23 protein-coding genes are annotated in these 24,123 nt (G+C 65.2%); 16 read left to right on the top strand and 7 right to left on the bottom strand.

Features of this window, described 5'->3' with window-relative positions:
• Positions 1-58: 58 nt before the first annotated feature.
• Positions 59-967 (bottom strand): glutaminase B, encoded by a 909-nt coding sequence (gene glsB / locus EWH21_RS01735; protein WP_037053994.1) that lies wholly within the window; start codon positions 965-967, stop codon positions 59-61.
• A gap of 345 nt (positions 968-1,312) precedes the next feature.
• Here glsB and EWH21_RS01740 point away from each other — a divergent pair, with 345 nt between their 5' ends.
• Positions 1,313-2,242 carry an AEC family transporter gene (locus EWH21_RS01740; RefSeq protein WP_037053991.1) on the top strand — a complete coding sequence of 310 codons (930 nt, stop codon included), beginning with the start codon at positions 1,313-1,315 and terminating at the stop codon, positions 2,240-2,242.
• Here the strand turns inward: EWH21_RS01740 and EWH21_RS01745 are convergent.
• On the bottom strand, positions 2,232-2,873 hold the full coding sequence (locus tag EWH21_RS01745; RefSeq protein ID WP_277699652.1) for a hypothetical protein: 642 nt from the start codon (positions 2,871-2,873) through the stop codon (positions 2,232-2,234). The genes EWH21_RS01740 and EWH21_RS01745 overlap by 11 nt on opposite strands.
• Before the next feature lie 408 nt (positions 2,874-3,281).
• On the opposite strand from EWH21_RS01745, the gene coxB reads away from it, so the two are divergent.
• The 4 genes from coxB to EWH21_RS01765 are packed head-to-tail and all read left to right on the top strand — an operon-like array spanning position 3,282 to position 7,470.
• Positions 3,282-4,406, top strand: coding sequence for a cytochrome c oxidase subunit II (gene coxB / locus EWH21_RS01750; protein ID WP_134677557.1), 1,125 nt, complete (start codon positions 3,282-3,284; stop codon positions 4,404-4,406).
• A gap of 4 nt (positions 4,407-4,410) precedes the next feature.
• The gene (gene ctaD, locus EWH21_RS01755) at positions 4,411-5,994 is read left to right on the top strand and encodes a cytochrome c oxidase subunit I (protein ID WP_047592770.1); all 1,584 of its coding nucleotides are present in this window, start codon (positions 4,411-4,413) and stop codon (positions 5,992-5,994) included.
• A 10-nt stretch (positions 5,995-6,004) separates the two neighbouring features.
• Positions 6,005-6,571, top strand: a complete 567-nt coding sequence (locus tag EWH21_RS01760; RefSeq protein WP_047592768.1) for a cytochrome c oxidase assembly protein — start codon at positions 6,005-6,007, stop codon at positions 6,569-6,571.
• 11 nt (positions 6,572-6,582) lie between these two features.
• Positions 6,583-7,470 (top strand): cytochrome c oxidase subunit 3, encoded by an 888-nt coding sequence (locus EWH21_RS01765; protein ID WP_037053976.1) that lies wholly within the window; start codon positions 6,583-6,585, stop codon positions 7,468-7,470.
• A 64-nt stretch (positions 7,471-7,534) separates the two neighbouring features.
• Here EWH21_RS01765 and EWH21_RS01770 read toward each other — a convergent pair whose 3' ends face one another.
• Positions 7,535-7,738, bottom strand: coding sequence for a twin transmembrane helix small protein (locus tag EWH21_RS01770; protein ID WP_037053973.1), 204 nt, complete (start codon positions 7,736-7,738; stop codon positions 7,535-7,537).
• 71 nt (positions 7,739-7,809) lie between these two features.
• Between EWH21_RS01770 and EWH21_RS01775 the strand changes: the two genes are divergently transcribed.
• From EWH21_RS01775 to EWH21_RS01795, 5 genes are read left to right on the top strand one after another with little or no spacing between them, the layout of a single operon-like run.
• Positions 7,810-8,538: an SURF1 family protein gene (locus tag EWH21_RS01775; protein ID WP_051800620.1), complete on the top strand. Its 729-nt coding sequence runs from the start codon at positions 7,810-7,812 to the stop codon at positions 8,536-8,538.
• Positions 8,513-9,091 carry a hypothetical protein gene (locus EWH21_RS01780; RefSeq protein WP_277699653.1) on the top strand — a complete coding sequence of 193 codons (579 nt, stop codon included), beginning with the start codon at positions 8,513-8,515 and terminating at the stop codon, positions 9,089-9,091. The genes EWH21_RS01775 and EWH21_RS01780 overlap by 26 nt, the downstream gene beginning before the upstream one ends.
• A gap of 55 nt (positions 9,092-9,146) precedes the next feature.
• Positions 9,147-10,202, top strand: a complete 1,056-nt coding sequence (locus EWH21_RS01785; protein ID WP_047592761.1) for a COX15/CtaA family protein — start codon at positions 9,147-9,149, stop codon at positions 10,200-10,202.
• Between the two features lie 19 nt (positions 10,203-10,221).
• Complete coding sequence (gene cyoE / locus EWH21_RS01790) at positions 10,222-11,121, top strand: heme o synthase (protein ID WP_037054061.1); 900 nt, start codon at positions 10,222-10,224, stop codon at positions 11,119-11,121.
• 47 nt (positions 11,122-11,168) lie between these two features.
• The gene (locus tag EWH21_RS01795; RefSeq protein WP_277699654.1) at positions 11,169-11,801 is read left to right on the top strand and encodes an SCO family protein; all 633 of its coding nucleotides are present in this window, start codon (positions 11,169-11,171) and stop codon (positions 11,799-11,801) included.
• Between the two features lie 593 nt (positions 11,802-12,394).
• Here the strand turns inward: EWH21_RS01795 and EWH21_RS01800 are convergent.
• Complete coding sequence (locus EWH21_RS01800) at positions 12,395-13,345, bottom strand: homoserine kinase (RefSeq protein ID WP_277699655.1); 951 nt, start codon at positions 13,343-13,345, stop codon at positions 12,395-12,397.
• A gap of 17 nt (positions 13,346-13,362) precedes the next feature.
• Positions 13,363-13,647 (bottom strand): DUF2782 domain-containing protein, encoded by a 285-nt coding sequence (locus EWH21_RS01805; protein ID WP_037053961.1) that lies wholly within the window; start codon positions 13,645-13,647, stop codon positions 13,363-13,365.
• A gap of 74 nt (positions 13,648-13,721) precedes the next feature.
• On the opposite strand from EWH21_RS01805, the gene polA reads away from it, so the two are divergent.
• A complete protein-coding gene (gene polA / locus EWH21_RS01810; RefSeq protein WP_277699656.1) occupies positions 13,722-16,517 on the top strand; it encodes a DNA polymerase I in 2,796 nt (931 codons plus the stop codon).
• Between the two features lie 449 nt (positions 16,518-16,966).
• On the opposite strand, the gene yihA is transcribed toward polA, so the two are convergent.
• The gene (gene yihA, locus EWH21_RS01815) at positions 16,967-17,614 is read right to left on the bottom strand and encodes a ribosome biogenesis GTP-binding protein YihA/YsxC (RefSeq protein WP_047584511.1); all 648 of its coding nucleotides are present in this window, start codon (positions 17,612-17,614) and stop codon (positions 16,967-16,969) included.
• Positions 17,615-17,856: 242 nt separating this feature from the next.
• Here yihA and EWH21_RS01820 point away from each other — a divergent pair, with 242 nt between their 5' ends.
• The 5 genes from EWH21_RS01820 (at position 17,857) to EWH21_RS01840 (ending at position 22,407) form a co-directional block, all read left to right on the top strand.
• Complete coding sequence (locus EWH21_RS01820; protein WP_037053953.1) at positions 17,857-18,147, top strand: c-type cytochrome; 291 nt, start codon at positions 17,857-17,859, stop codon at positions 18,145-18,147.
• 51 nt (positions 18,148-18,198) lie between these two features.
• A complete protein-coding gene (locus tag EWH21_RS01825; protein WP_037053950.1) occupies positions 18,199-18,804 on the top strand; it encodes a c-type cytochrome in 606 nt (201 codons plus the stop codon).
• A 153-nt stretch (positions 18,805-18,957) separates the two neighbouring features.
• The gene (locus EWH21_RS01830; protein WP_152487528.1) at positions 18,958-19,584 is read left to right on the top strand and encodes a thiol:disulfide interchange protein DsbA/DsbL; all 627 of its coding nucleotides are present in this window, start codon (positions 18,958-18,960) and stop codon (positions 19,582-19,584) included.
• Positions 19,585-19,603: 19 nt separating this feature from the next.
• The gene (locus EWH21_RS01835) at positions 19,604-20,476 is read left to right on the top strand and encodes an endonuclease/exonuclease/phosphatase family protein (RefSeq protein ID WP_277699657.1); all 873 of its coding nucleotides are present in this window, start codon (positions 19,604-19,606) and stop codon (positions 20,474-20,476) included.
• Between the two features lie 5 nt (positions 20,477-20,481).
• Positions 20,482-22,407: a diguanylate cyclase gene (locus EWH21_RS01840; protein WP_277699658.1), complete on the top strand. Its 1,926-nt coding sequence runs from the start codon at positions 20,482-20,484 to the stop codon at positions 22,405-22,407.
• Positions 22,408-22,447: 40 nt separating this feature from the next.
• On the opposite strand, the gene EWH21_RS01845 is transcribed toward EWH21_RS01840, so the two are convergent.
• Positions 22,448-23,980 carry a nucleobase:cation symporter-2 family protein gene (locus tag EWH21_RS01845; protein ID WP_134677567.1) on the bottom strand — a complete coding sequence of 511 codons (1,533 nt, stop codon included), beginning with the start codon at positions 23,978-23,980 and terminating at the stop codon, positions 22,448-22,450.
• Between the last annotated feature and the right edge of the window lie 143 nt (positions 23,981-24,123).

Here is a 24,123-nt window from a genome sequence, read left to right on the forward strand (position 1 = left end):
CCTGGTCTTCTCGATGGCCGCACGACGGTGCGGCCTGTAGCGACCATAGCCCATCGGCTCAGAACACCGACCAGCCAATGCGCTGACTGAGCAGCTCCAGGGCCTTCATGCCGGCCAGCGAGTTGCCGGCGGCGTTCAACTCCGGTGACCACACGCAGACGCTGAACTGCCCCGGCACCACCGCGACTATCCCGCCACCCACGCCACTCTTGCCCGGCAGGCCGACGCGATAGGCGAAGTTGCCGGCTTCGTCGTACAGCCCGCTGGTGGCCATGATGGCGTTGATCTGCTTGCTCTGGCGCGGTGACAGCACCTGCTCGCCGCTGTGCTGGCAGAACCCCTGGTTGGCCAGGAAGCCGAAGGCTCGCGCCAGGTCGACGCAGCTCATGCGCAAGGCGCAGCAACTGAAGTAGCTGCGCAGCACCGCTTCCACCTCGTTGTGGAAATTGCCGAACGACTGCATCAGGTAGGCCGCCGCCGCGTTGCGTGCGCGGTGCTGGTACTCCGACTCGGCGACATGGTTGTCCACCGTCACCTCCGGGTTGTCCGACAGGCGCCGGACGAAGTCGCGCATCGACAGCGCCGGTGCTGCGTAGCGCGACTGGTTGATGTCGCAGATCACCAGGGCGCCGGCGTTGATGAAGGGGTTGCGCGGCCTGCCGCGTTCGAACTCGAGCTGTACCAGCGAGTTGAATGGCTGCCCCGAGGGTTCGTGGCCGAGGCGCTGCCAGATGTCTTCGCCGCTGTGGCCGATAGCCTGCACCAGGCTGAAGACCTTGGAGATGCTCTGGATGGAAAACGGCGTGCGCGCATCGCCGGCGACATGCAGCTGGCCATCGTTGCCGTACACGGCGATGCCCAGTTGATCGGGGACGATACTGGCGAGGGCGGGGATGTAGTCAGCAACCTTGCCCTGGCCGATCAGCGGGCGGACTTCATCGAGAATTTCGTTCAACAGCGCTTGCATGGGTAGAGCCTGTTCAAAGTCTCGCGAGCTGGAGCCATGCAAGGCGCAACGACCAGCGGGATGCACAGCCCAGGGCTGGCCCGAAGGGTGAGCGCCAGCGAATCAAGCAGGCGAGGACCGGTAGGAGTCGCGCTCGACTTTACGAGCGGTGAATGAGCATTTCGAGCTTGTCCTTCGAGCAGCATGGCCGACGCGCAGCTGACTTTGGGCTGGCTCGCGGCGGCGCCGGGTTGCCCCGGCATGTCAATCCTAGACGCCGGCGGGCGAGGTGGAATCACAGACGACGGCTTGCTCTGGCAGGCGCGGGCCCCTAGTCTCGGTCTCCCCTTTCGCTGGCGCAGTACGATGTCCACCGTTCTCAATGTCCTGTTGCCGATCTTCGGCCTGATCCTGATCGGCTACATCTGCCGACGTACCAACCGCCTGGGACCGACCGCCGCCTCGGAGATGAACCGCTTCGTGGTCTGGCTCGGCCTGCCGGCACTGCTGTTCAGCCTCACGGCCAAGGCCGACTGGGCGCATATCTGGCAGCCGGGTTTCCTGCTCGCCTTCACCGGCGGCATGCTGGCGGTGTTCCTGATCACCCTGGCGTATCGCTGGAAAGCCACGGGCAGTCTGGTCGACGCCAGTATCGATGGCCTCAGCGCCGGCTACGCCAACACCGGCTACATCGGCATTCCGCTGTGCGTGCTGGTGCTCGGCGACGACGGCATGGCGCCGGCGTTGATCGCCTCGCTGATGGTGGTCTGCGTGCTGTTCGGCCTGGCGGTGGTGTGCATCGAGGTGGGGTTGCAGAGCAAGAAGGGGCTGGCCGGGGCGATCCTCCAGGTGTTCGCCGCGCTGCTGAAGAACCCGCTGGTGGTGGCGCCGCTGCTCGGCGCCGCCTGGGCCCTGGGCGGTGCTCAGCTGCCCGCGGCGCTGGACGAATTCCTGCGCCTGCTGGGGGCCGCCACCGTGCCTTGCGCCCTGGTCTCGCTGGGCCTGTTCCTGGCGCAGCGGCAAAGCGGCTCGGGCGCCGGGGCCTGGCCCCTGGTAGGTCTCAAGCTGGTGTTGCAGCCGCTGGTGACCTGGTTCATCGCCTTCGTCCTGCTCGACCTGCCACCCTTCTGGGCACACGCTGCGCTGCTGCTCAGCGCGCTGCCAACCGGCACCGGCCCCTTCATGCTGGCCGAATACTACGACCGCGAGGCTGGGCTGGTGTCGCGGGCGATCCTGTTCTCGACCCTGGGCTCGCTGCTCACCCTGTCGCTGATCCTGCTGCTGATCACGCCGTGAGCTGCAGCTCCACCCCCAGCTGTTGCGACAGGCAGGGCCAGCGCTGCCAGGCCGACGCGGTATTCGGCGCCGCCAGGCGCTCGCGGTAGGCCTGCACGGACGGCTGGTCGAAGCTGCTGTCGTCGAGCATGCCGGCCAGGGCATGGTGCACCGCTTCGTCCAGCTGGTTGGCGAACGGCTCGCTGATCAACTGGTGGGCGATCAGGTTGGCGCGGGTGGTATCCAGCGGGATCAACGGCTGCCCGAGGTGGGCGATGTAGCGATCGTTGACCTCTTCGACCAGGCGATGCGCCAGGTAGGCCTCGTCGAGCAGGCCTTCGAGCCCTTCGTGCCCCGCCACCAGCGTCGGCGGCTGCAGGAAGAACTGCTCGGCGATCTTCAGCACCGGTTTGACCGCCGCCTCGATTCCGGCTTCGCGGGCCACGTCGGCGGCCGCGTCGAGGACGTCCGGCACCTCTTCGATATAGGCGATGACGAAAGCGCTCAGCGCCCCCGATGCATTGTCTTCGGGCAGGCGGATGGAGGGATGCAGGCGTTCCAGTTGCGTCTGGAGGAAGCGGGCGAGGGTCTGCTCGCCGGCTTCCTGCTGGCGGGCCTGGGCGATCAGTTGGCGAAGGGCGGCGGTGTTCATGACTGCTCCTACGAATTCAGGACATGGACGTGAACCTTAGCCGGCGTAATTCGCGGGCTAAGACGCGATTGTCATAACTTTTTCATACTTATGCGAGTCCGCTATATCTACCTGTATCAGAAACGCTACAACCCGCGCCGGGCGCGCTCTTCAGCATCGGCGTCGCGAGGGCATGGAGGGCCTTTCCGGCACATTGCGGGCTGAAAGTCGCCGTCTATACTCGATTTCGAAAGGCAGTACCTGATGGAACCGGACGGGCTCAGGCACGGAAAGGTTTTGACAGCAGTTGCCAGCAGTCAGGCGGGGCAGCCCAGGCAGTGAGCCAGGCGCGACTTCGTCGATGGCAGTCGATCCCTTAGCCGCAGGCTCAGCCGGCGGGATAACAAGAACAATCAAGGGGAACCCGCAATGATGCGACATCCACGAGTCTGGATGGGCCTCCTGCTGTGGCTGGCATTGGGCTCGGCGCACGCCCAGTGGACGGTCAACATGGCGCCCGGTGTCACCGAGGTCAGCCGTTCCGTCTTCGACCTGCACATGACCATCTTCTGGATCTGTGTGGTGATCGGCATCCTGGTGTTCGGTGCCATGTTCTGGTCGATGATCCTGCACCGCCGCTCCACCGGCCAGGAACCCGCGCACTTCCATGAAAGCACCACCGTCGAGATTCTCTGGACCGTGGTGCCACTGTTCATCCTGGTGGCGATGGCGATTCCCGCGACCAAGACGCTGATCGACATCTACGACTCGTCCGAGTCCGAGCTGGACATCCAGATCACCGGCTACCAGTGGAAGTGGCACTACAAGTACCTGGGCCAGGATGTCGAGTTCTTCAGCAACCTGGCCACGCCGCGCACGCAGATCACCAACCGCGAAGACAAGGGCGAACACTACCTGCTGGAGGTGGATGAGCCGCTGGTGGTGCCGGTGGGCACCAAGGTGCGCTTCCTCATCACCGCGGCCGACGTGATCCATTCCTGGTGGGTGCCGGCACTGGCGGTGAAGAAGGATGCCATTCCCGGCTTCATCAACGAATCCTGGACCCGCATCGAAGAGCCCGGCATCTACCGTGGCCAGTGCACCGAGCTGTGCGGCAAGGACCACGGCTTCATGCCCGTGGTGGTCGAGGCCAAGTCCAAGGAGGACTTCGCCGCCTGGCTGGCCGAGCGCAAGCAGGCGGCCGCTGCCGAGCGCGAGCTGACCAGCAAGGAGTGGACCATGGAAGAGCTGATGGCGCGTGGCGAGAAGGCCTACAACACCACCTGCGCCGCCTGCCACCAGCCCACCGGTGAAGGCCTGCCGCCGATGTTCCCGGCACTCAAGGGTTCGCCCGTCGCCACCGGGCCGGCCGAAGGCCATATCGACATCGTCTTCCACGGCAGGCCGGGAACCTCCATGGCGGCGTTCGGCAAGCAGCTGTCGCCGGTCGACCTGGCCGCCATCATCACCTACGAGCGCAATGCCTGGGGCAACAATGTCGGTGACATGGTCACGCCCAAGGACATCCTCGATTTCTCCAAGGCGCAGGAGTAAGGACATGAGTGCAGTGATCGACCACGGTCATACTGACCACCACCATGGCCCGGCCAAGGGCCTGATGCGCTGGGTGCTGACCACCAACCACAAGGACATCGGCACGATGTACCTGTGGTTCAGCTTCTGCGCCTTCCTGCTCGGTGGCTCGATGGCCATGGTCATCCGTGCCGAGCTGTTCCAGCCGGGCCTGCAGATCGTGCAGCCGGAGTTCTTCAACCAGATGACCACCATGCACGGCCTGATCATGGTCTTCGGCGCGGTGATGCCGGCCTTCGTCGGCCTGGCCAACTGGATGATCCCGCTGATGATCGGCGCGCCGGACATGGCCCTGCCGCGCATGAACAACTTCAGCTTCTGGTTGCTGCCGGCGGCCTTCGGTCTGCTGGTCAGCACCCTGTTCATGGAGGGCGGCGGGCCCAACTTCGGCTGGACCTTCTACGCGCCGCTGTCGACCACCTATGCGCCGGAGAGCACCACCTTCTTCATCTTCGCCATCCACCTGATGGGCATCAGCTCGATCATGGGCGCGATCAACGTGATCGCCACCATCCTCAACCTGCGTGCGCCCGGCATGACGCTGATGAAGATGCCGCTGTTCGTCTGGACCTGGCTGATCACCGCCTTCCTGCTCATCGCGGTGATGCCGGTGCTGGCCGGCGTGGTGACCATGATGCTGATGGACATCCACTTCGGCACCAGCTTCTTCAACGCCGCCGGCGGTGGTGACCCGGTGCTGTTCCAGCATGTGTTCTGGTTCTTCGGCCACCCCGAGGTGTACATCATGATCCTGCCCGCGTTCGGTGCGGTCAGCTCGATCATCCCGGCGTTCGCGCGCAAGCCGCTGTTCGGCTACACCTCGATGGTCTATGCGACGGCGGCCATCGCCTTTCTCTCGTTCATCGTCTGGGCGCACCACATGTTCACCGTCGGCATCCCGCTGACCGGCGAGCTGTTCTTCATGTACGCCACCATGCTGATCGCCGTGCCCACCGGGGTGAAGGTGTTCAACTGGGCCAGCACCATGTGGCAGGGCTCGATGACCTTCGAGACACCGATGCTGTTCTCGGTGGCCTTCGTCATCCTGTTCACCATCGGCGGTTTCTCCGGGCTGATGCTGGCCATCGCCCCGTCGGACTTCCAGTACCACGACACCTACTTCGTGGTAGCCCACTTCCACTACGTGCTGGTGCCCGGTGCGATCTTCGGCATCTTCGCCTCGGCCTACTTCTGGCTGCCGAAATGGACCGGCCACATGTATGACGAGACCCTGGGCAAGCTGCACTTCTGGATGAGCTTCGTCGGCATGAACCTGGCCTTCTTCCCGATGCATTTCGTCGGCCTGGCCGGTATGCCACGGCGCATCCCCGACTACAACCTGATGTTCGCCAACTTCAACATGGTCTCCAGCATCGGCGCCTTCCTGTTCGGGGCGACCCAGCTGCTGTTCCTGTTCATCGTCATCAAGTGCATCCGCGGCGGCAAGCCGGCTCCGGCCAAGCCCTGGGATGGCGCTGAGGGGCTGGAGTGGACGGTGCCCTCGCCGGCGCCTTACCACACCTTCAGCACGCCGCCGGAAGTGAAGTAGGAGGTCCGCCGTGAGCGAGGTCATCGCGACGCGTCGCCTGGTCGCCCGCCTGCTGGTCGTGGTGGTGGTGATGTTCTGTTTCGGCGTCTTCGTCCTGCCGCCGTTCTACGACGCCATGTGCCGCGTGTTCGGGATCAACGGCAAGACCGCCGGCCCCTATCAGGGCGAGCAGGTGATCGATGAGGTGCGCCAGGTGCGTGTGCAGTTCCTCGCCACCAACTCGGCCGAGATGGTCTGGGAGTTCGCGCCCAAGGCCGACGAACTGCTGGTTCATCCGGGGGAAACCCGCGACATGCTGTTCGTCGCCTACAACCCCAGCGACCACCCGATGACCGCGCAGGCGATTCCCAGCATCTCGCCTTCGAAGGCGGCGGCCTTCTTCCACAAGACCGAGTGTTTCTGCTTCAGCCAGCAGGTGCTGCAGCCCGGCGAACGCATCGAGATGCCGGTGCGCTTCATCGTCGACCGCGACCTGCCACAGGACGTGAAACACCTGACCCTGAGCTACACCCTGTTCGATATCACCGAACGCAAACCGCCAGTGGTACAGGCGACCCTTGCTCGGGCGACTCCATAAGGAGAACAACAATGTCGAGTCACGAAAACTATTACGTACCGGCGCAAAGCAAGTGGCCCATCGTCGCCAGTATCGGGTTGCTGGTGAGTTTCTTCGGCGTGGGGACCTGGTTCAACGACCTGTCGGCGGGGCGGGAGAGTTCCAACGGCCCGCTGATCTTCTTCGTCGGCGGGCTGATCCTGGCCTGGATGCTGTTCGGCTGGTTCGGCAACGTCATCAAGGAAAGTCGCAGCGGCCTGTACAGCGCGCAGATGGACCGCTCGTTCCGCTGGGGCATGAGCTGGTTCATCTTCTCCGAGGTGATGTTCTTCGCCGCCTTCTTCGGCGCGCTGTTCTACATCCGCACCTTTGCCGTGCCCTGGCTGGGCGGTGAAGGCGACAAGGGTGTGGCGAACATGCTCTGGGAGGGCTTCGAGTACAACTGGCCCCTGCTGCAGAACCCCGACTCCAAGCTGTTCCCGCCGCCCACCGGGGTCATCGATCCGTGGCACCTGCCGTTGGTCAACACCATCCTGCTGGTGTCTTCCAGCTTCACCGTCACCTTCGCCCACCATGCCCTGAAGAAGAATCACCGGGGGGCGCTCAAGGCCTGGCTGGCGGCCACCATCGTGCTGGGCCTGAGCTTCCTGTTCTTCCAGGTCGAGGAGTACATCGAAGCCTACACCGAGCTGGGCCTGACGCTGGGCTCGGGCATCTACGGGGCGACCTTCTTCATGCTCACGGGTTTCCACGGCGCCCACGTGACGCTCGGCACCCTGATCCTGACCGTCATGCTGGTGCGCATCCTGCGCGGCCATTTCGATGCCGACAAGCACTTCGGTTTCGAGGCCGCCGCCTGGTACTGGCACTTCGTCGACGTGGTCTGGCTGGGCCTGTTCATCTTCGTCTACGTGCTGTGAGGCAGCGGCGAGCCACACGCTTCACGCTGCAAGAAACGCGCTGCGGATCACCGCAGGCGTTGCGCTACCAGGTGACGTGGGACACCAGTTGCCCTGAATAGAAGCCCCAGGCGATCAGGGCGACGGTGATGGCGGTCAGGCCGACGCGCAGGGCCAGGGCGCCGAGGACACGGGAACCATGGCCTTCGTCCTTGACCAGGAAGAACAGGCCGCTGAACAGGCTGGTGAGCGTGGCCAGCAGCAAGAGGATGATCGCGGCCTTGAGCATGCGGGACTCCGGGGGAATCGACTGATGCAGTGCAGTATAGCCAGCCACTCCAAGCCCAACGGCAGGTTGCGATGAGCGCCTTCCGTCCCGGCTGGCTGCCCAGCCTGCTGGTCGCCCTGCTCCTGCCGGGGTTGTTGTGGCTGGGCTTCTGGCAGCTGCAGCGCGGTGACGAGAAGCGCCAGCTGCTGGCCAGTTTCGAGGCGCGGCGCCAGGCCGAGCCGATCAGCCTCGACCAGCTCGAGCCACTGCGCGACCCCGCCTATCGGCGCGTACAGCTGCATGGCTACTTCGACAGCGAGCACAGCCTGCTGCTGGACAACCGGATTCGTGACGGCCATGCCGGCGTGGAGCTGCTGCAACCCTTCTACGACCAGCCCAGCGGGCTCTGGGTGTTGCTCAACCGGGGCTGGCTGCCCTGGCCGGACCGGCGCACGCCGCCCCGGTTCGCCAGCCCCGACGGCGTCATGCAGCTCACGGCCTGGGTCTACGTAGCACCTGCGGGCGGCTTGCACCTGCAGTCCGGTGTCATGGACGGCTGGCCCCGGCTGATCACCCAGGTCGAGGCCCCCGACCTGTGGCAGCGCCTGGGGCGCGGTGGCCTGCCATTCGAAGTGCGCCTGGAACCCGGGCCCGCCAGCTATCGCGTCGACTGGCCGATCGTCTCCATGAGCCCCAGCAAGCATGTGGGCTATGCCGTGCAGTGGTTCGCCCTGGCTGCGGCACTGCTCGGCCTGTTCATCTATCTCGGAATACACAACGCACGGGAGATTCGCCATGAACCCAGCCATCGCCATGCCTGAGGCTCCGCGCAAGGGGCGTGGCCGCCTGCAGCTGTTGCTGATCCTGGCCATCGTCATCGGCCCGATGCTGCTCGCCAGCGCCATGTACAAATGGCGCTTCTGGGTGCCGGAGACGCGCAGCTACCACGGCGTGCTGATCGGCGATGGCCGCACCCTGGCCGATCTCGGCGTGCAGGGCGAGGTGCAGCCGGTGTGGCAGATCCTGGTCACGGCGCCTGGGGCGTGCGATGCCGACTGCCAGCAGCTGGTCTACCTGGCGCGGCAGATCCAGATCGGCCTCAACCGCGAGACGGGCCGGGCCAGTCATGCGCTGGCCCTGGCCGAGGCGCTGCCCGCCGACTACCAGGCCAAGCTCGAGCGTGAGTACCCGCGCCTGGGGCGCTACCCGTTGGATCCGCAGGCCTACGACAAGGCCAGCGGGACGGCATCCGGCGCCCAGCTGTGGCTGGTCGACCCGCACGGCAATCTGGTGCTGCGCTACCCCGCCGGTAGCGGCGGCAAGGCCATCCTCGATGACCTGCGCTACCTGCTGAAGATTTCCCTGATCGGTTGAGGCTCCGCCCGGCCTTCGCCGGCAGAGCAACAAGCCCAGTGCCCAAGGAGTAGACATGCACAAGCCAGGTTATCGTCTAGCGCTGTTCGCGACCCTCCTGACCGTGGTAGTGGTCCTGCTCGGGGCCTACACCCGGCTCACCCATGCCGGCCTGGGCTGCCCGGACTGGCCAGGCTGCTACGGGTTTCTCGGCGTGCCGATGAGCGAGCACAAGCAGGCCATCGCCGAGGCGCGCTTCCCGGAGGCGCCGGTGGAAGTGGCCAAGGGCTGGTACGAGATGATCCATCGCTACTTCGCCGGTTCCCTGGGCCTGGTGATACTGGCCATCGCCACCCAGGCCATCCGCCGCCGCGCCGATGCCACGCAGCCGCTCAAGCTGCCACTGGCCATCCTGGCCCTGGTGATCCTGCAGGGGGCGTTCGGCATGTGGACGGTCACCCTGCAACTCTGGCCGCAGGTGGTCACGGCGCATCTGCTGGGCGGCTTCGCCACCCTGAGTCTGCTGACCCTGCTGACGTTGCGCCTGTCCGGGCGTTTCGCACCGCTGCAGTTGCCGGCCGGCCTGCGCGCGCTGGCTGCGGCCTGCCTGCTGCTGGTGATCGGGCAGATCGTCCTCGGCGGCTGGGTCAGCTCCAACTACGCGGCGGTCGCCTGCGTCGACCTGCCCACCTGCCACGGCGAGTGGTGGCCGGCGATGGACTTCGGCAAGGGTTTTCACCTCACCCAGCACATCGGCCCCAACTACCTGGGCGGCCAGCTCGACAGTGACGCGCGCACCGCCATTCACATGAGCCATCGCATCGGCGCCCTGCTGGTCACGCTGGCGCTGCTGTTGCTGGCCTGGCGCCTGCGGGCGGTCGGTTTGCCGCGCCTGGCCGGGCTGCTGCTGGTCGCGCTGGCGCTGCAGATCAGCCTGGGGTTGAGCAACGTGATCTTCCACCTGCCGCTGCTGGTGGCGGTGGCGCATAACGCTGGCGGCGCGGCCCTGCTGCTGACGATGGTGCTGATCAACTATCGCCTGCGTGGCAGCGCCGTCGAGCGTGCCAGGGCGGGCGAACCTGCCGTGCAACGGGTGATGGCCAGCAAGCTGGCGCCCGCACTCGGCAAATGACAAGAAGAGGAGAATGACCATGGCTACCGTGCTCACTGCTCACGCCGCCTCCGCAAGCTGGCGCGACTACCTCGAGTTGACCAAGCCTCGGGTGGTGCTGCTGATGCTGATCACTTCCCTGGTCGGCATGTTCCTCGCCACCCGTGCCGGTGTGCCGTGGACCGTGCTGCTGTTCGGCAACCTGGGCATCGGCCTGTGCGCCGGGGCGGCGGCGGCAGTCAACCATGTGGTGGACCGGCGCATCGACTCGATCATGGCGCGCACGCACAAGCGACCGGTGACCTCGGGGCGCGTTTCGCCCGTGGCCGCGCTGGCATTCGCACTGGCGCTGGCCATCGCCGGCATGAGTCTGCTGCTGCTGTTCACCAACGAGCTGGCCGCCTGGCTGACCCTGGCCTCCCTGCTTGGCTACGCGGTGATCTACACCGGGTTCCTCAAGCGCGCCACGCCGCAGAACATCGTCATCGGCGGCCTGGCGGGCGCCGCGCCGCCGCTGCTCGGCTGGGTGGCGGTGACCGGGCACCTGAGCGCCGAACCGCTGCTGCTGGTGCTGATCATCTTCGCCTGGACGCCGCCGCACTTCTGGGCCCTGGCCATTCATCGCAAGGCCGAGTACGCCAAGGCCGACATTCCCATGCTGCCGGTGACCCACGGCGAGCATTACACCAAGGTGCACATCCTCCTCTACACCCTGGCTATGTTCGCCGTGACCCTGCTGCCCTATGCCATCCACATGAGCGGGGTGCTCTATCTCGGTTGTGCGCTGTTGCTCGGCGGGCGCTTCCTGCACTGGGCCTGGGTGCTGTACCGTGACAGCAAACCGCACGCGGCGATCAACACCTTCAAGTACAGTATCTGGTACCTGTTCCTGTTGTTCATCGCCTTGCTGGCGGATCACTACCTGCTGCTGAATGTCTAGCGAGCCGCGGCGGCGCAGCTGGCTTTCACGACGTGCTAAGGGCTTTCATGACTCGTACTCACATAACCGTCTTCGTTCTTGTCGCCATCGTGGCCCTGGTGCTGGGCCTGACCGTCAACAAGGTGCTCAGCAGCAAGGGCCAGGGTGATCCGGCGGCGCTGCTCGATGCCGGCATCGTCCTGTTGCCGCAGCCTCGCAGCCTGCCGGCGCTGACCCTGACCAACCAGGATGGCAAGGCCGTGGCGGTCGATCAGCTCAAGGGCGACTGGACCCTGCTGTTCTTCGGCTACACCTTCTGCCCGGATATCTGCCCGGCCACCCTCGCCCAGCTGCGCCAGCTGCAGGGCCAGCTGCCGGAAGAAACCCGTGCGCGGCTGAGCGTGGTGATGGTCAGCGTCGACCCGCACCGTGATACGCCGGAGCAACTGAGCAAGTACCTGGGCTACTTCGATGCGGGCTTCAAAGGGCTGACCGGTGAGGAGGCGACGCTGCAGAAGTTCGCCAATTCGGTGAGCATCCCCTATATCCCGGCCGACACCAGCAAGGAAAACTACACCGTCGATCACAGCGGCAACCTGGTGATCGTCGGCCCGGATGGCACCCAGCGCGGCTTCATCCGCGCGCCGATCAACAACGCCAAGCTGGCCGAGCAACTGCCGGGGCTGGTTTCCGGCAGTTGACGGCAAGTTCCAGCGTAGGGTGGATGACGCTCTTCTCATCCACCGCAGTGCCTGCCACGGTGGACCGGTGAAGCGTGGTCCACCCTACGGTGTTGGCGGCTCGCCCGCTCTGCGGGTCGGTCGCTGACGGCAAGTTCCTGCGTAGGGTGGATAACGCTCTTCTCATCCGTCGCAGCGCCTGCCCTGGTGGACCGGTGAAGCGTGGTCCACCCCACGGGTGTTGGCGGCTCGCCCGCTCTGCAAGTCGGTCGCTGACGGCAAGTTCCTGCGTAGGGTGGATGACGCTCTTCTCATCCACCGCAGCGCCTGCCACGGTGGACCGGTGAAGCGTGGTCCACCTTACGGGTGTTGGCGATCCCCCGCTCTGCAAACCGGTCGCTAACGGCAAGTTCCTGCGTAGGGTGGATGACGCTCTTCTCATCCACCGCAGCGCCTGCCACGGTGGACCGATGAAGCGTGGTCCACCCTACGGTGTTGGCGGCTCGCCCGCTCTGCAAGTCGGTCGCTGACGGCAAGTTCCTGTGTAGGGTGGATGACGCTCTTTTCATCCACCGCAGCGCCCGCCACGGTGGACCGGTGAAGCGTGGTCCACCCTACAGCGCGAACGGCAGGGGCAGGTCTACCTGTTGGCGTTGCGCCAGGCGGCGCTGGAACTCGCCGGGGTCATGAATCAGCACTTCCTGCCCGGCGAACGACTCGGCGGCGATCAGGCGTGACAGCCAGAAGCGCACGCAGGCCACGCGCAGCATGGCGGGCCACAGCTCGGCCTCCGCCGCCGTGAACGGCCGCAGCGCGGCATAGGCGCCAAGCAGCGCGCGGGCACGGGCGCCATCGAGGCTGCCATCTTCGTGCGAGCACCAATCGTTCAGGGTGATGGCCAGGTCGTAGAGCATCGGCCCCGAGCAGGCGTTGTAGAAGTCGATCACGCCCGCCAGGTGAGTGCCGTCGAACAGCACGTTGTCGCGGAACAGGTCGGCATGCAGGTTGGCGCGTGGCAGGGCGAGGATGCGCGGCTTCAGCTCGGCGATCTCCTGCAGCGCATCACGCAGCAGAGGCAGCGCCTGCTCGTCGAGCTTCAGGGCCTGGCTCGGGCCTTCGGCGAGCATCCAGTCCAGCCCGCGATCACTGCGTCGTTCGACGGGAGTGGCCCGCGTCGCCAGGTGAATGTTCGCCAGCAGGCGGCCGACTTCCTGGCAGTGATGGGCATTGGCCTCGCGCACGTGCTTGCCGGACAGCCTCGGCTGCAGCAGTGCCGGCTTTTCGGCCAGGCTGCGCAGGGCCAGGCCATCCTGGGTACGCAGAGCGTAGGGCACCGGCAGGCCGGCATCGTGCAGAACGTCGAGCAGTTCGATGAAGAACGGCAGGTCGGCCACCGGGCCGCGCTCGACCAGGGTCAGAACGTATTCGCCCTGCTCCAGGCTGACGAAGAAATTGCTGTTTTCGCTGCCCGCCGCAATACCCTGGAAATCACGCAGGCGCCCGAGCCCGTAGGGCGCCAGGAAGACTTCGAGCTCATGACGCTCCAGGGGGGTGAATACCGACATATCAGACCTTTATTGCCTTACCAGCTGAAGATTTCCCATGACGGGATGAGCATGTCCGGATCGTCCGAACGAATGAAATTGCCGTCGCTGCCATCGGCGCGCACGAGAAAATAGGGTTTGCCATTCTTCGGAATGACCTTGATGGCATAGAGGAAGCCATTGACCCGGTATTCCTGGATGGTGCGGTCGCCGTCCTGGCGGATGGTTACGTCGGGGTCAGCGGAAACCGGGTCCTCGGCGTGAGCGGCGAGCGGAAGACAGGCCAGCAGGCTGACCAGCAACAGGCGATTCAATGTACCCATGATAACCTTGCTCCTTGATATTCACCGATGCAGCCATTCTACCGCTGCACCCGCCGAAAAGGTTGATCCCGCGCATGAGCCAAGCTCCCCTCGTTCTGGTCGACGGTTCCTCGTACCTGTACCGCGCTTTCCACGCCCTGCCCCCGCTGACCACGTCCAAGGGCATGCCCACCGGGGCGGTCAAGGGCGTGTTGAACATGCTCAAGAGCCTGCGCAAGCAATACCCGAATAGTCCGTTCGCCGTGGTCTTCGACGCCAAGGGCGGCACCTTCCGCGATGAGCTGTTCGCCGAGTACAAGGCCAACCGTCCGTCGATGCCGGACGAGCTGCGTGTCCAGGTCGAGCCGCTGCATGCCAGCGTGCGTGCCCTGGGCCTGCCCCTGCTGTGCGTCGAAGGCGTGGAAGCCGACGACGTGATCGGCACCCTGGCCCGGCAGGCCGCCGGCGAGCAGCGCGACGTGGTGATCTCCACCGGCGACAAGGACATGGCGCAACTGGTCTGCCCGCACGTTACGCTGGTCAACACCATGACCGGAAGCGTCTATGACGAAGGTGGCGTAAAGGAGAAATTCGGTGTCGGTCCCGAGCTGATCATCGATTACCTGGCCCTGATGGGCGACAAGGTGGACAACATCCCCGGCGTACCCGGGGTCGGCGAGAAAACCGCGCTCGGCCTGCTGGTCGGCATCGGTGGTGGTCTCGACGTGCTCTACGCCAATCTCGACAAGGTGCCGGCGCTGCCGATTCGCGGCGCCAAGGGCCTGCCGGCCAAGCTCGAGGAACACCGCGAGATGGCCTACCTCTCCTATCAGCTGGCGACCATCAAGACCGACGTGCCGCTGAACATCGCCATCGATGACCTGCATCCGGGCGAGCCGGATCAGGCGGCGCTGGTCGAGCTGTATGGCGAACTGGAATTCAAGAACTGGCTGGACGACCTGCTGCGCCAGAACAAGGGCCTGGCGGCCAAGGCCGCTGCGCCTGCCGGTGATCTGTTCGCCGAGCCGGTCGCTGGCGCTGCCGAGGCGGTCGCCGAACCCGCGCCGGCGAGCAGCGGGGATTACCAGCTGGTGCTGGAGCAGGCGCAGTTCGATGCCTGGCTGAAGAAGCTGGAGCAGGCCGAGCTGATCGCCTTCGACAGCGAAACCACCAGCGTCGATGCCCAGCAGGCGCAACTGGTCGGCCTGTCCTTCGCGGTCAAGGCCGGCGAGGCCGCCTACGTGCCGCTGGCCCACAGCTACATGGGCGTGCCGCAGCAGCTCGACCGCGATGCCGTGCTCAAGGCGCTGCAGCCGATCCTCGAAGACCCGGCCAAGGCCAAGGTTGGCCAGCATGCCAAGTACGACATCAATGTGCTGGCCAATGCCAGTACGCCGATCGCGGTGCAGGGCGTGGCCTTCGACACCATGCTCGAATCCTACGTGCTGGACTCCACCGCCACCCGTCACGACATGGACAGCCTGGCGCTGAAGTACCTGAACCACAGCACCATCCGCTTCGAGGACATCGCCGGCAAGGGAGCCAAGCAGCTGACCTTCGACCAGATTCCGCTGGAGCAGGCCGGGCCGTACGCCGCCGAGGACGCCGATGTGACCCTGCGTCTGCACCAGGAACTCTGGGGCCGCCTCGAATCCGTGCCGTCACTGGCCAAAGTGCTGCGCGAGATCGAGATCCCGCTGGTGCCGGTGCTGGCGCGTATCGAGCGCAACGGTGCGCTGGTCGATGCCCGGCTGCTCGGTCAGCAGAGCGTCGAACTGGGCGAGAAGCTGGTGGAACTGGAGCGCAAGGCCTTCGAGATCGCCGGCGAGGAGTTCAACCTGGCTTCGCCCAAGCAGCTCGGTGTGATTCTCTACGAGAAGCTCGGTTACCCGGTGATCAGCAAGACCGCCAAGGGTCAGCCGTCCACCGCCGAGGCGGTGCTCGCCGAGCTGGCCGAGCAGGACTTCGAACTGCCCAAGGTGCTGATGCAGTACCGCTCCCTGAGCAAGCTCAAGAGCACCTACACCGACAGGCTGCCGGAGCAGATCAACCCGCGTACCGGGCGCATCCATACCAGCTACCACCAGGCGGTGGCGGCGACCGGGCGCCTGTCCTCGAGTGACCCGAACCTGCAGAACATCCCGATCCGTACCGCCGAGGGGCGGCGGATCCGCCAGGCGTTCGTCGCCCCCAAGGGCTACCGCACGATGGCGGCGGACTACTCGCAGATCGAGTTGCGCATCATGGCCCACCTGGCCAAGGACGAAGGCCTGCTGGAAGCCTTCCGCAATGACCTGGACGTGCACAAGGCCACCGCGGCCGAGGTGTTCGGCGTGGCGCTGGACGAGGTCAGCAGCGATCAGCGGCGCAAGGCCAAGGCCATCAACTTCGGTCTTATCTATGGCATGAGCGCCTTCGGCCTGGCCAAGCAGATCGACGTCGAGCGCAAGGAGGCCCAGGCCTACATCGACCGTTACTTCGCCCGTTATCCCGGCGTGCTCAGCTACATGGAGCGCACCCGTGCGCAGGCGGCCGAGCAGGGCTACGTGGAGACCGTGTTCGGCCGGCGTCTGTACCTGCCGGAGATCCACGCGCAGAACCAGGCCATGCGCAAGGGGGCCGAGCGTGCGGCGATCAACGCGCCCATGCAGGGCACGGCGGCGGACATTATCAAGCGCGCGATGATCAAGGTGGACGGCTGGTTGCAGGACAGCGGCGTGGATGCGCGGATCATCATGCAGGTCCACGACGAACTGGTGCTGGAGGTGCGCGAGGACCTGGTCGACGAGGTCGGTGCCCAGCTTCAGAGCCTGATGGGGGACGCCGCCGACCTGGATGTGCCGTTGCTGGTCGAAGTGGGTGTCGGCGCCAACTGGGATGAAGCGCATTGATACCCGGTGCCGCGGCGCAAAGCCGCGGCCGCTCTAGCTTATGGGTTTCAGGGCATCAAACGACGCTTTCTTATTGCAAATGGTTTTTAAAAAAGCGATGAACTTTCCGTCAGGCAGCCAGGTCAGAGTTCGTGAATGGCCGTTAAGCCCTTCAATGCTCCTTTGTTGTGTTAAGTGTTGGCAGACATCTGGACCCCGCCCTAGCGGTTCAGACCTTGAACCCCGAACTTCTCCCTCCCCATACGAAGCTCGGGGTTTTTTTTGCCTGAAAAAAAGCGGCCGCCAGCGGCATTCTGCTGAGCCTCGCCCATTTATGGGAGACGACTGCGTGGATGCAGGGGGATGCCAAAGCCGGGGTGCCCGAAGGGCGGGAGAGGCTTCTTTGAGGCATCCCAGGTCAAAACGGGCGTTGAATGATCTTCTTCAGGTGCCCCTAGCCGCAGCCTGACTCAGGCCTCAGTGCCTTCCTCGTCTTCTTCCGGCAGCAGGTCCAGCCAGGCGGCCAGCACCATCTGCGCCTCCTCCACGCCCATGCGCTTGGGCGCCGAGAACAGCTGGATGCTGATGCCTTCGCCCCACTCCTTGCGGATCTCCTGACGAACCTTGAGCAGTGCGTTCTTCGCCGCACCGAAGGCCAGCTTGTCGGCCTTGGTCAGCAGGATGTGCAGCGGCATGCCGCTGGCCACCGACCAGTCCAGCATCATGCGGTCGAACTCGGTCAGCGGGTGGCGGATATCCATCATCAGGACCAGGCCGCACAGGCTCTCGCGGCTGCCCAGATAGGCTTCGAGGTGTTTCTGCCAATGCTGCTTGAGCGGGATCGGCACCTTGGCGTAGCCGTATCCGGGCAGGTCCACGAGGCGACGTTCCTCGTCCAGGCTGAAGAAGTTGAGCAGCTGGGTGCGCCCGGGGGTCTTCGAGGTGCGCGCCAGGCTGGCATGCGTGAGGGTGTTCAAGGCGCTCGACTTGCCCGCATTGGAGCGGCCGGCGAAGGCGACTTCCAGACCGCTGTCCTCGGGGCACTGATCGACCTTGGCGGCACTGATGAGGAAGCTGGCCTGCTGGCACAGACCGATGATGGGATTCTTCGGGAGCATGGGGGTATCCGGTGGTTGCCGCGAGGCGATTGAGGCGCTCGAGGGCTTGCGACATTTCCGCGCACCTACCGCACGCCAGGTGGCGCGGCAAGCGGCGTCGTTTCCGTTTCAGCGTTGCCAGTATATAATGCCGCAGATTTTGTGTGCGCTTTGTCCCACCCGCAGGAACCCGATTGCTGGGAGCGATTACATCTCTGCTCGATAGAAAGCAGAACGCTCTCTACCCTGATGAGGTTGATCTGATGAAGAAAATGCTGCTCGCAGCTGCCGTGTTGATGCTGTCTTTCAACGGCTATGCTGCTCAGGATCCGCAAGCTGTGTATGACCGTGCCTGTGGTGTTTGCCACAACGGCCAGATTCCCACGGCGCCCAAGAAGGGCGACAAGGCCGCATGGGAGCCGCGTCTGGCCAAGGGGACGGATGCACTGGTGCAGAGCGTCACCAATGGTTTGAATGCCATGCCGCCGCGCGGCCTGTGCATGGACTGCACGGCCGAGGATTACCAGGCGGTCATCAAATTGATGAGCGAATGAGTAAACCCGACCGATAACCCTTTTCTCTCTTAGCCGTAGTTGGATTAGCTGATGAACAAAGTACTCGTGAGTCTGCTGTTGACCCTGGGCCTCACTGGCGTGGCGCAGGCTGCTGGCGATGCCGAAGCCGGTCAGGGCAAAGTCGCTGTCTGTGGCGCCTGCCATGGCGCTGATGGCAACAGCCCTGCTCCAAACTTCCCCAAGCTGGCTGGTCAGGGCGAGCGTTACTTGCTCAAGCAGCTGCACGACATCAAGTCCGGCAACCGCCAGGTGGTCGAGATGACCGGCATGCTGGACAACCTCAGCGACCAGGATCTGGAAGATATCGCTGCCTACTTCTCCAGCCAGAAGATGAGCGTCGGTGCTGCCGATCCCAAGCTGGTCCAGCGTGGTGAAGCGCTGTTCCGTGGCGGCAAGCTGGAAGAAGGCATGCCGGCCTGCACCGGTTGCCACTCGCCGAACGGCGCTGGCCTGGCCGCTGCTGCCTTCCCGCACCTGGGTGGCCAGCACGCGCAGTACGTTGCCAAGCAGCTGACCGACTTCCGCGAAGGCAACCGCACCAACGACGGCGACTCGATGATCATGCGTTCCATCGCCGCCAAGCTGAGCAACAAGGACATCGAAGCGGTTTCCAGCTTCATCCAGGGTCTGCACTAACAGACCGCCGTTGCACTTGGTAAGACAAAGGGTGGCTGCGGCCGCCCTTTTTATTGGGCGCGGTGGCTACAATGGGCGGAACCGGCCCGGTGCCAGCGAGTCATAGTCTCGAATCGCCACCAGGGCGACGCTTTCCAGCCAAGGAGTACCCCCATGCGTAACCTGATTTTCGGCGCCGCTCTGGCGATCAGCAGTCTTTTCGGCCTCAGCGCCCACGCCGAGCCGGTTGCCGGCCAGCAATACGTCGAGCTGAAAAGCCCGGTGCCGATCTCCAAACCGGGCAAGGTCGAAGTCGTCGAGCTGTTCTGGTATGGCTGCCCGCACTGCTATCAGTTCGAGTCGACCCTCAATCCCTGGGTCGAGGAGCTGCCGGAAGATGTCAACTTCGTCCGCGTCCCGGCGCTGTTCGGTGGCATCTGGAACGTGCATGGCCAGGCCTTCCTCACCCTGGAAAGCATGAAGGTCGAGGGCAAGGTGCATGACGCGGTGTTCAACGCCATCCACCAGGAGAAGAAGAAGCTGGCTTCCGCCGAAGAGTTCGCCGACTTCGTCGCCACTCAGGGCGTGGACCGCGACACCTTCCTCAGCACCTTCAACTCCTTCGCCGTCAAAGGCCAGATGGAAAAGGCCAAGAAGTTGGCCATGGCTTACCAGGTCACTGGCGTACCGGTGATGATCGTCGGCGGCAAGTACCGCTTCGACATCGGCTCCTCCGGCGGCCCGCGTGAGGCCCTCGGTGTTGCCGACTACCTGATCGCCAAGGAACGCGCCGCGCTGTAAGCGGCCGCAGGCGCAAGACATGCTGCGCCGCTGGCGACAGACACGTACGGTTGGCCTGTGCGATCCACAGGTCAACCCGCAGTGTTCGCCACAGGGCGACTGGCCAGCCGACGGCCTGTTGCGCCTGCTCAGTTTCAACGTCCAGGTCGGCATCAATACCCAGCGTTACCACCATTACCTCACCCGTGGCTGGCAGCACCTGTTGCCTCACGCGGGGCGCGCCGGCAACCTGCAGCGCATCGGTGATCTGCTCGCCGATTTCGATCTGGTGGCCTTGCAGGAAGTCGACGGCGGCAGCCTGCGTTCCGGCTACGTCAATCAGGTCGAGTACCTGGCCCAGCAGGGCGCCTTCCCCTACTGGTACCAACAGCTCAATCGCAATCTCGGCCGCCTCGCCCAGCACAGCAACGGGGTGCTCAGTCGTCTGCGGCCGACGCTGCTGGAGGATCACCCGCTGCCGGGGCCGCCGGGTAGGGGCGCCATCTTCCTGCGCCTGGGCGAGGGTGAGCAGGCGCTCGGCGTGGTCATGATGCACCTGGCGCTGGGCGCGCGAACCCGCGTCCGGCAACTGGCCTACATCCGCGAACGGGTCAGCGAGTTCCGCCACCTGGTGCTGATGGGGGACATGAACACCCATGCCGTCGACCTGCTGGAAAACTCCCCCTTGCGCGACCTCGGGCTGGTCGCGCCGCAGGCGCAGGCGACCTTCCCCAGCTGGCGCCCGCAGCGTTGCCTTGACCATATCCTGCTCAGCCCCGAACTGGAGCTGGGGCGCGTCGATGTCCTCAGCCAGCCGATTTCCGATCACCTGCCCGTGGCCGTGGAAATCCGCCTGCCGCAGGCCCAGAATATGGGGCAACTGCCTATGCTGAAGACGCCATCTGCCGAGTGAGCCGTATGAGCGAAGACGCGCAACGCTGGAAAGACAAATACCTGAGTAGCCTGGAGCGCCACGAAAAGCTCGAGCGCCGCTGGGAGTTGCGCCTGGATCTGCTGCGCCGGGGTCTGGTGCGCAGCAGTCTGGCTGCCGAGGGCGCCGACAAGGCGGTCGATCAGTGCATGCAGGAGATGCGCGATATCCTGCGTCGCGATGACATGGACGCGGCATTGGGTGGCCTGATCCCGCGCCTGGAAAAGGCCGTGCTGGAATCCGAGCAGCGCCGTCAGAAGCGCGCTGCGGAGGCGGCCACTGCCCTGGCGCGCCTGGTCACGCAGTTGCAGGACCTGGAGCCGCCCCGCGAGGTGCGCAAGGCGCTCAAGGCGCTGGGCAAGCAGCTGGACGAGGCGGCCAGCCATCAGTACCTGCTGCCGGCCCTGCTCAGCCAGTTGAGCAATCTGCAGGCGCAGGCGCTGGCCGTGCAGCAGGCACCTGCGCAGGATCAGCCCGGTTTGCTGCAGCGCCTGTTCGGCTCGCGCAGCGAGAGTGCCAGCGACGCGCCCGTGACACCGGCGCCCGCACCCGCCGCCGATGTGCCGCCAGCGGCAGAACCCGTTGCACCGCCGCAGCCTGTCGACGAGCCCTTGCCGGCCGCGCCTGCGCCTGCGTCAATTCCTGCACCTGCACCTGCACCTGCACCTGCACCTGCACCTGCACCTGCACCTGCACCTGCACCTGCACCTGCACCTGTCGCCGAGGCCGCTGCCGGTGCGGCGCCGGTGCGCCAGGAGGCCGCCGAGGTGCCGGCGGTACTCGACAGCCTGCCGGTACCGCCTGGCCTGGTCCCGCTGGATGACGAGGGTGATGGCCCGTTCTCCCTGCCCAGCAGCGAGCCGGGCTACAGCGCCGTGGCGCCGCATATCGCCAACAGCCTGCGCAACCTGCTCGACGAGCTGGACCTGCCGGCCAGCCACCTGCCGCAGGGCGAAGCCTTGCGCGAGCGCCTGGAGGGCAATCTCAACTGGTACGAACTGGTGCCGGTGCTGGACGACCTGGCGGTGCTGCTGCTGGCGGTCAACAACGGCGGCCAGCGCGAGTTCGCCGGTTACCTGAAGCAGCTCAACGAGCGCCTGGCGGCCTTCATCCAGACCCTGAGCGAGGCGCACGAGGGCTACGGCGCTTCGGCGCAGAGCGCGCGCAACTTCAACCAGCAGTTGCAGGAACAGGTCACCGACCTGCAGAACAGCGTGCAGGAAGCGGTCGACCTGGACGCGCTCAAGCAGGCACTGGAGCAGCGCCTGGAAGGTCTGCTGCAGAGCGTCAGCAACCATCAGCGCCAGCGCGACAGCGCCGAGGACGATGTCGCCGAGCGCTTGCAGGGCCTGGTCAAGCGTGTCGCGGAGATGGAGAGCGAGGCGCAGCAGTTCCGCGCGCACATCGAGGAACAGCGGCAGAAGTCCCTGCTCGATCCCCTGACCGGCTTGCCCAACCGCGCCGCCTGGAGCGAGCGTCTCGAGCTGGAAGTCGCCCGTCGCCAGCGCTATGGCGGCCAGCTGCTGATGGCAGTACTGGACATCGATCACTTCAAGCGAATCAACGATGGCTACGGCCATCTGGCCGGGGATCGGGTGCTGAAGATCATCGCCGGTGAGTTGAACAGGCGCCTGCGCAAAACCGACTTCATGGCGCGCTTCGGCGGCGAAGAGTTCGTCCTGCTGGTGCCGGCGACGCCGCTGGAGGGTGGTTTGCAGCTGCTCGAAACCCTGCGCAGCGCGGTCGAGGCCTGCCCGTTCCACTTCAAGGGCGAGCCGGTGACCATCACCCTCTCCGCCGGCATCGCCGAGTTCCGCGATGGCGAATCGGCCGAGACGGCTTTCGAGCGCGCCGACCAGGCGCTGTATCGTGCCAAGGGTGCTGGTCGCAACCGGGTCGAGCAGGCCGCCTGATCAGCGAACAGGCGGCGCTGCCTCGCGCGTGCGTGTCCCGCTAGGACGGTAGCTTCTCCTCGCTCCTGCCTGTCGCCGGGGTTGCCTCGGCGGTCCGTGGCCGAGGCGCGTGAGCCGCGTCCTCCTGCAACGGCACCTCGATGCCCTGTGCGTCGTACAGCTTGCCGCCGATGAAGTGATCGCCCTCGTGCAGGGCGGCGATGTCCTGGTAGCGCAGGCTGCGCTCGGTGCCGGCGACGAACACCGACTGCTGATCGGAGTTGCCGGCGGTGAAGTGGTTGAACAGCAGGTTGAGCAGGATGGCCATGACCGCAGCCGAGCTGATGCCCGAGTGGAAGATGGTTTCGAACCAGGCCGGGAAGTGGTGGTAGAAGCTCGGCATGGCGATGGGAATCATGCCGAAGCCGATTGAGGTCGCGACGATCACCAGGTTCATGTTGTTGCGATAGTCGACCTTGGCCAGGGTGCGGATGCCGCTGGCGGCGACCGTGCCGAACAGCACCAGGCCCGCACCGCCGAGCACCGACGTGGGCACGGCGGCGATCACCCGGCCGATGACCGGCAGCAGGCCGAGGGTGACCAGGATCAGGCCGCCGGTGGCCACCACGTAGCGGCTCTTCACGCCTGTCACTGCGACCAGCCCGACGTTCTGCGCGAAGGCGCTCTGGGTGAAGGAGCCAAACAGCGGCGCGACGACGCTGGCGATCATGTCTGCACGCAGCCCGTTGCCGAGGCGCTTGGAGTCGACACGGGTGTCGATGATGTCGCCCACTGCGAGGATGTCTGCCGAGGTCTCCACCAGGATCACCATCACCACGATCAGCATCGAGATGATCGCCGCCACCTTGAACACCGGTACGCCGAAATGCAGCGGCGTCGGGAAGGCCAGCAACGGGCCCGCGCCGACGCGGGAGAAGTCCGCCATGCCGAATGCCAGGGCGGCCAGGGTGCCGATCACCATGGCCAGGAGGATCGACAGGCGCGAGATGCTGGCGCTGCCGACCTTGCTCAGCAGCAGTACGGTGGCCAGGGTGAAGGCGGCCAGGCCGATGTTGGCCATGCTGCCGAAGTCTGCGGCCTGGCTGTTGCCGCCCATGGCCCAGCGGGCCGCGACCGGCATCAGGGTCAGGCCGATGGTGGTGATGACGATGCCCGTCACCAGCGGCGGGAAGAACCTGGTGATCTTGGAGAAGACCGGCGTGATCAGCAGGCCGATCAGCGCAGCGCCGATCACGGCACCGAACACCACCGGCAAACCGCCTTCGCCGCCGTTGGCACCGACTATGGCGACGATGGTGGCGACGCTGGCGAACGACACGCCCTGCACCAGCGGCAGCTGGCAGCCGAAGAACGGCAGGCCGAGCGTCTGCAGGAGCGTGGCGGCGCCACCGACGAAGAGCGAGGCAGCAATCAGCAGGCCGATGTCGGCCGGCGTCAGGCCGGCCGCCTGACCGACGATCAGGGGCACGGCGACGATGCCGCCGTACATGGTCAGTACGTGTTGCAGGCCGTAGAGCAGGTTGGAGCCAAGACCGAGGTTCTCGTCCTCGGGGCGCTGGGCGGGGGAGGTCATGGGAAACTACTCGCTGTTGTTCTTGTTGAGTCAATGTATACATTTTATGGGTTAAAAATCTAATTATTTGTATACATTTCTACGAGTGGTCTTTGTCAGGACGCATCCCCTCGATCCGGTCACGAAGTTGCTTCGCTCCGGCC

Origin of the sequence: Pseudomonas sp. REST10 (genome assembly GCF_029542605.1) — a bacterium.
GTDB classification, from domain to species: Bacteria; Pseudomonadota; Gammaproteobacteria; order Pseudomonadales; family Pseudomonadaceae; genus Aquipseudomonas; species Aquipseudomonas khazarica.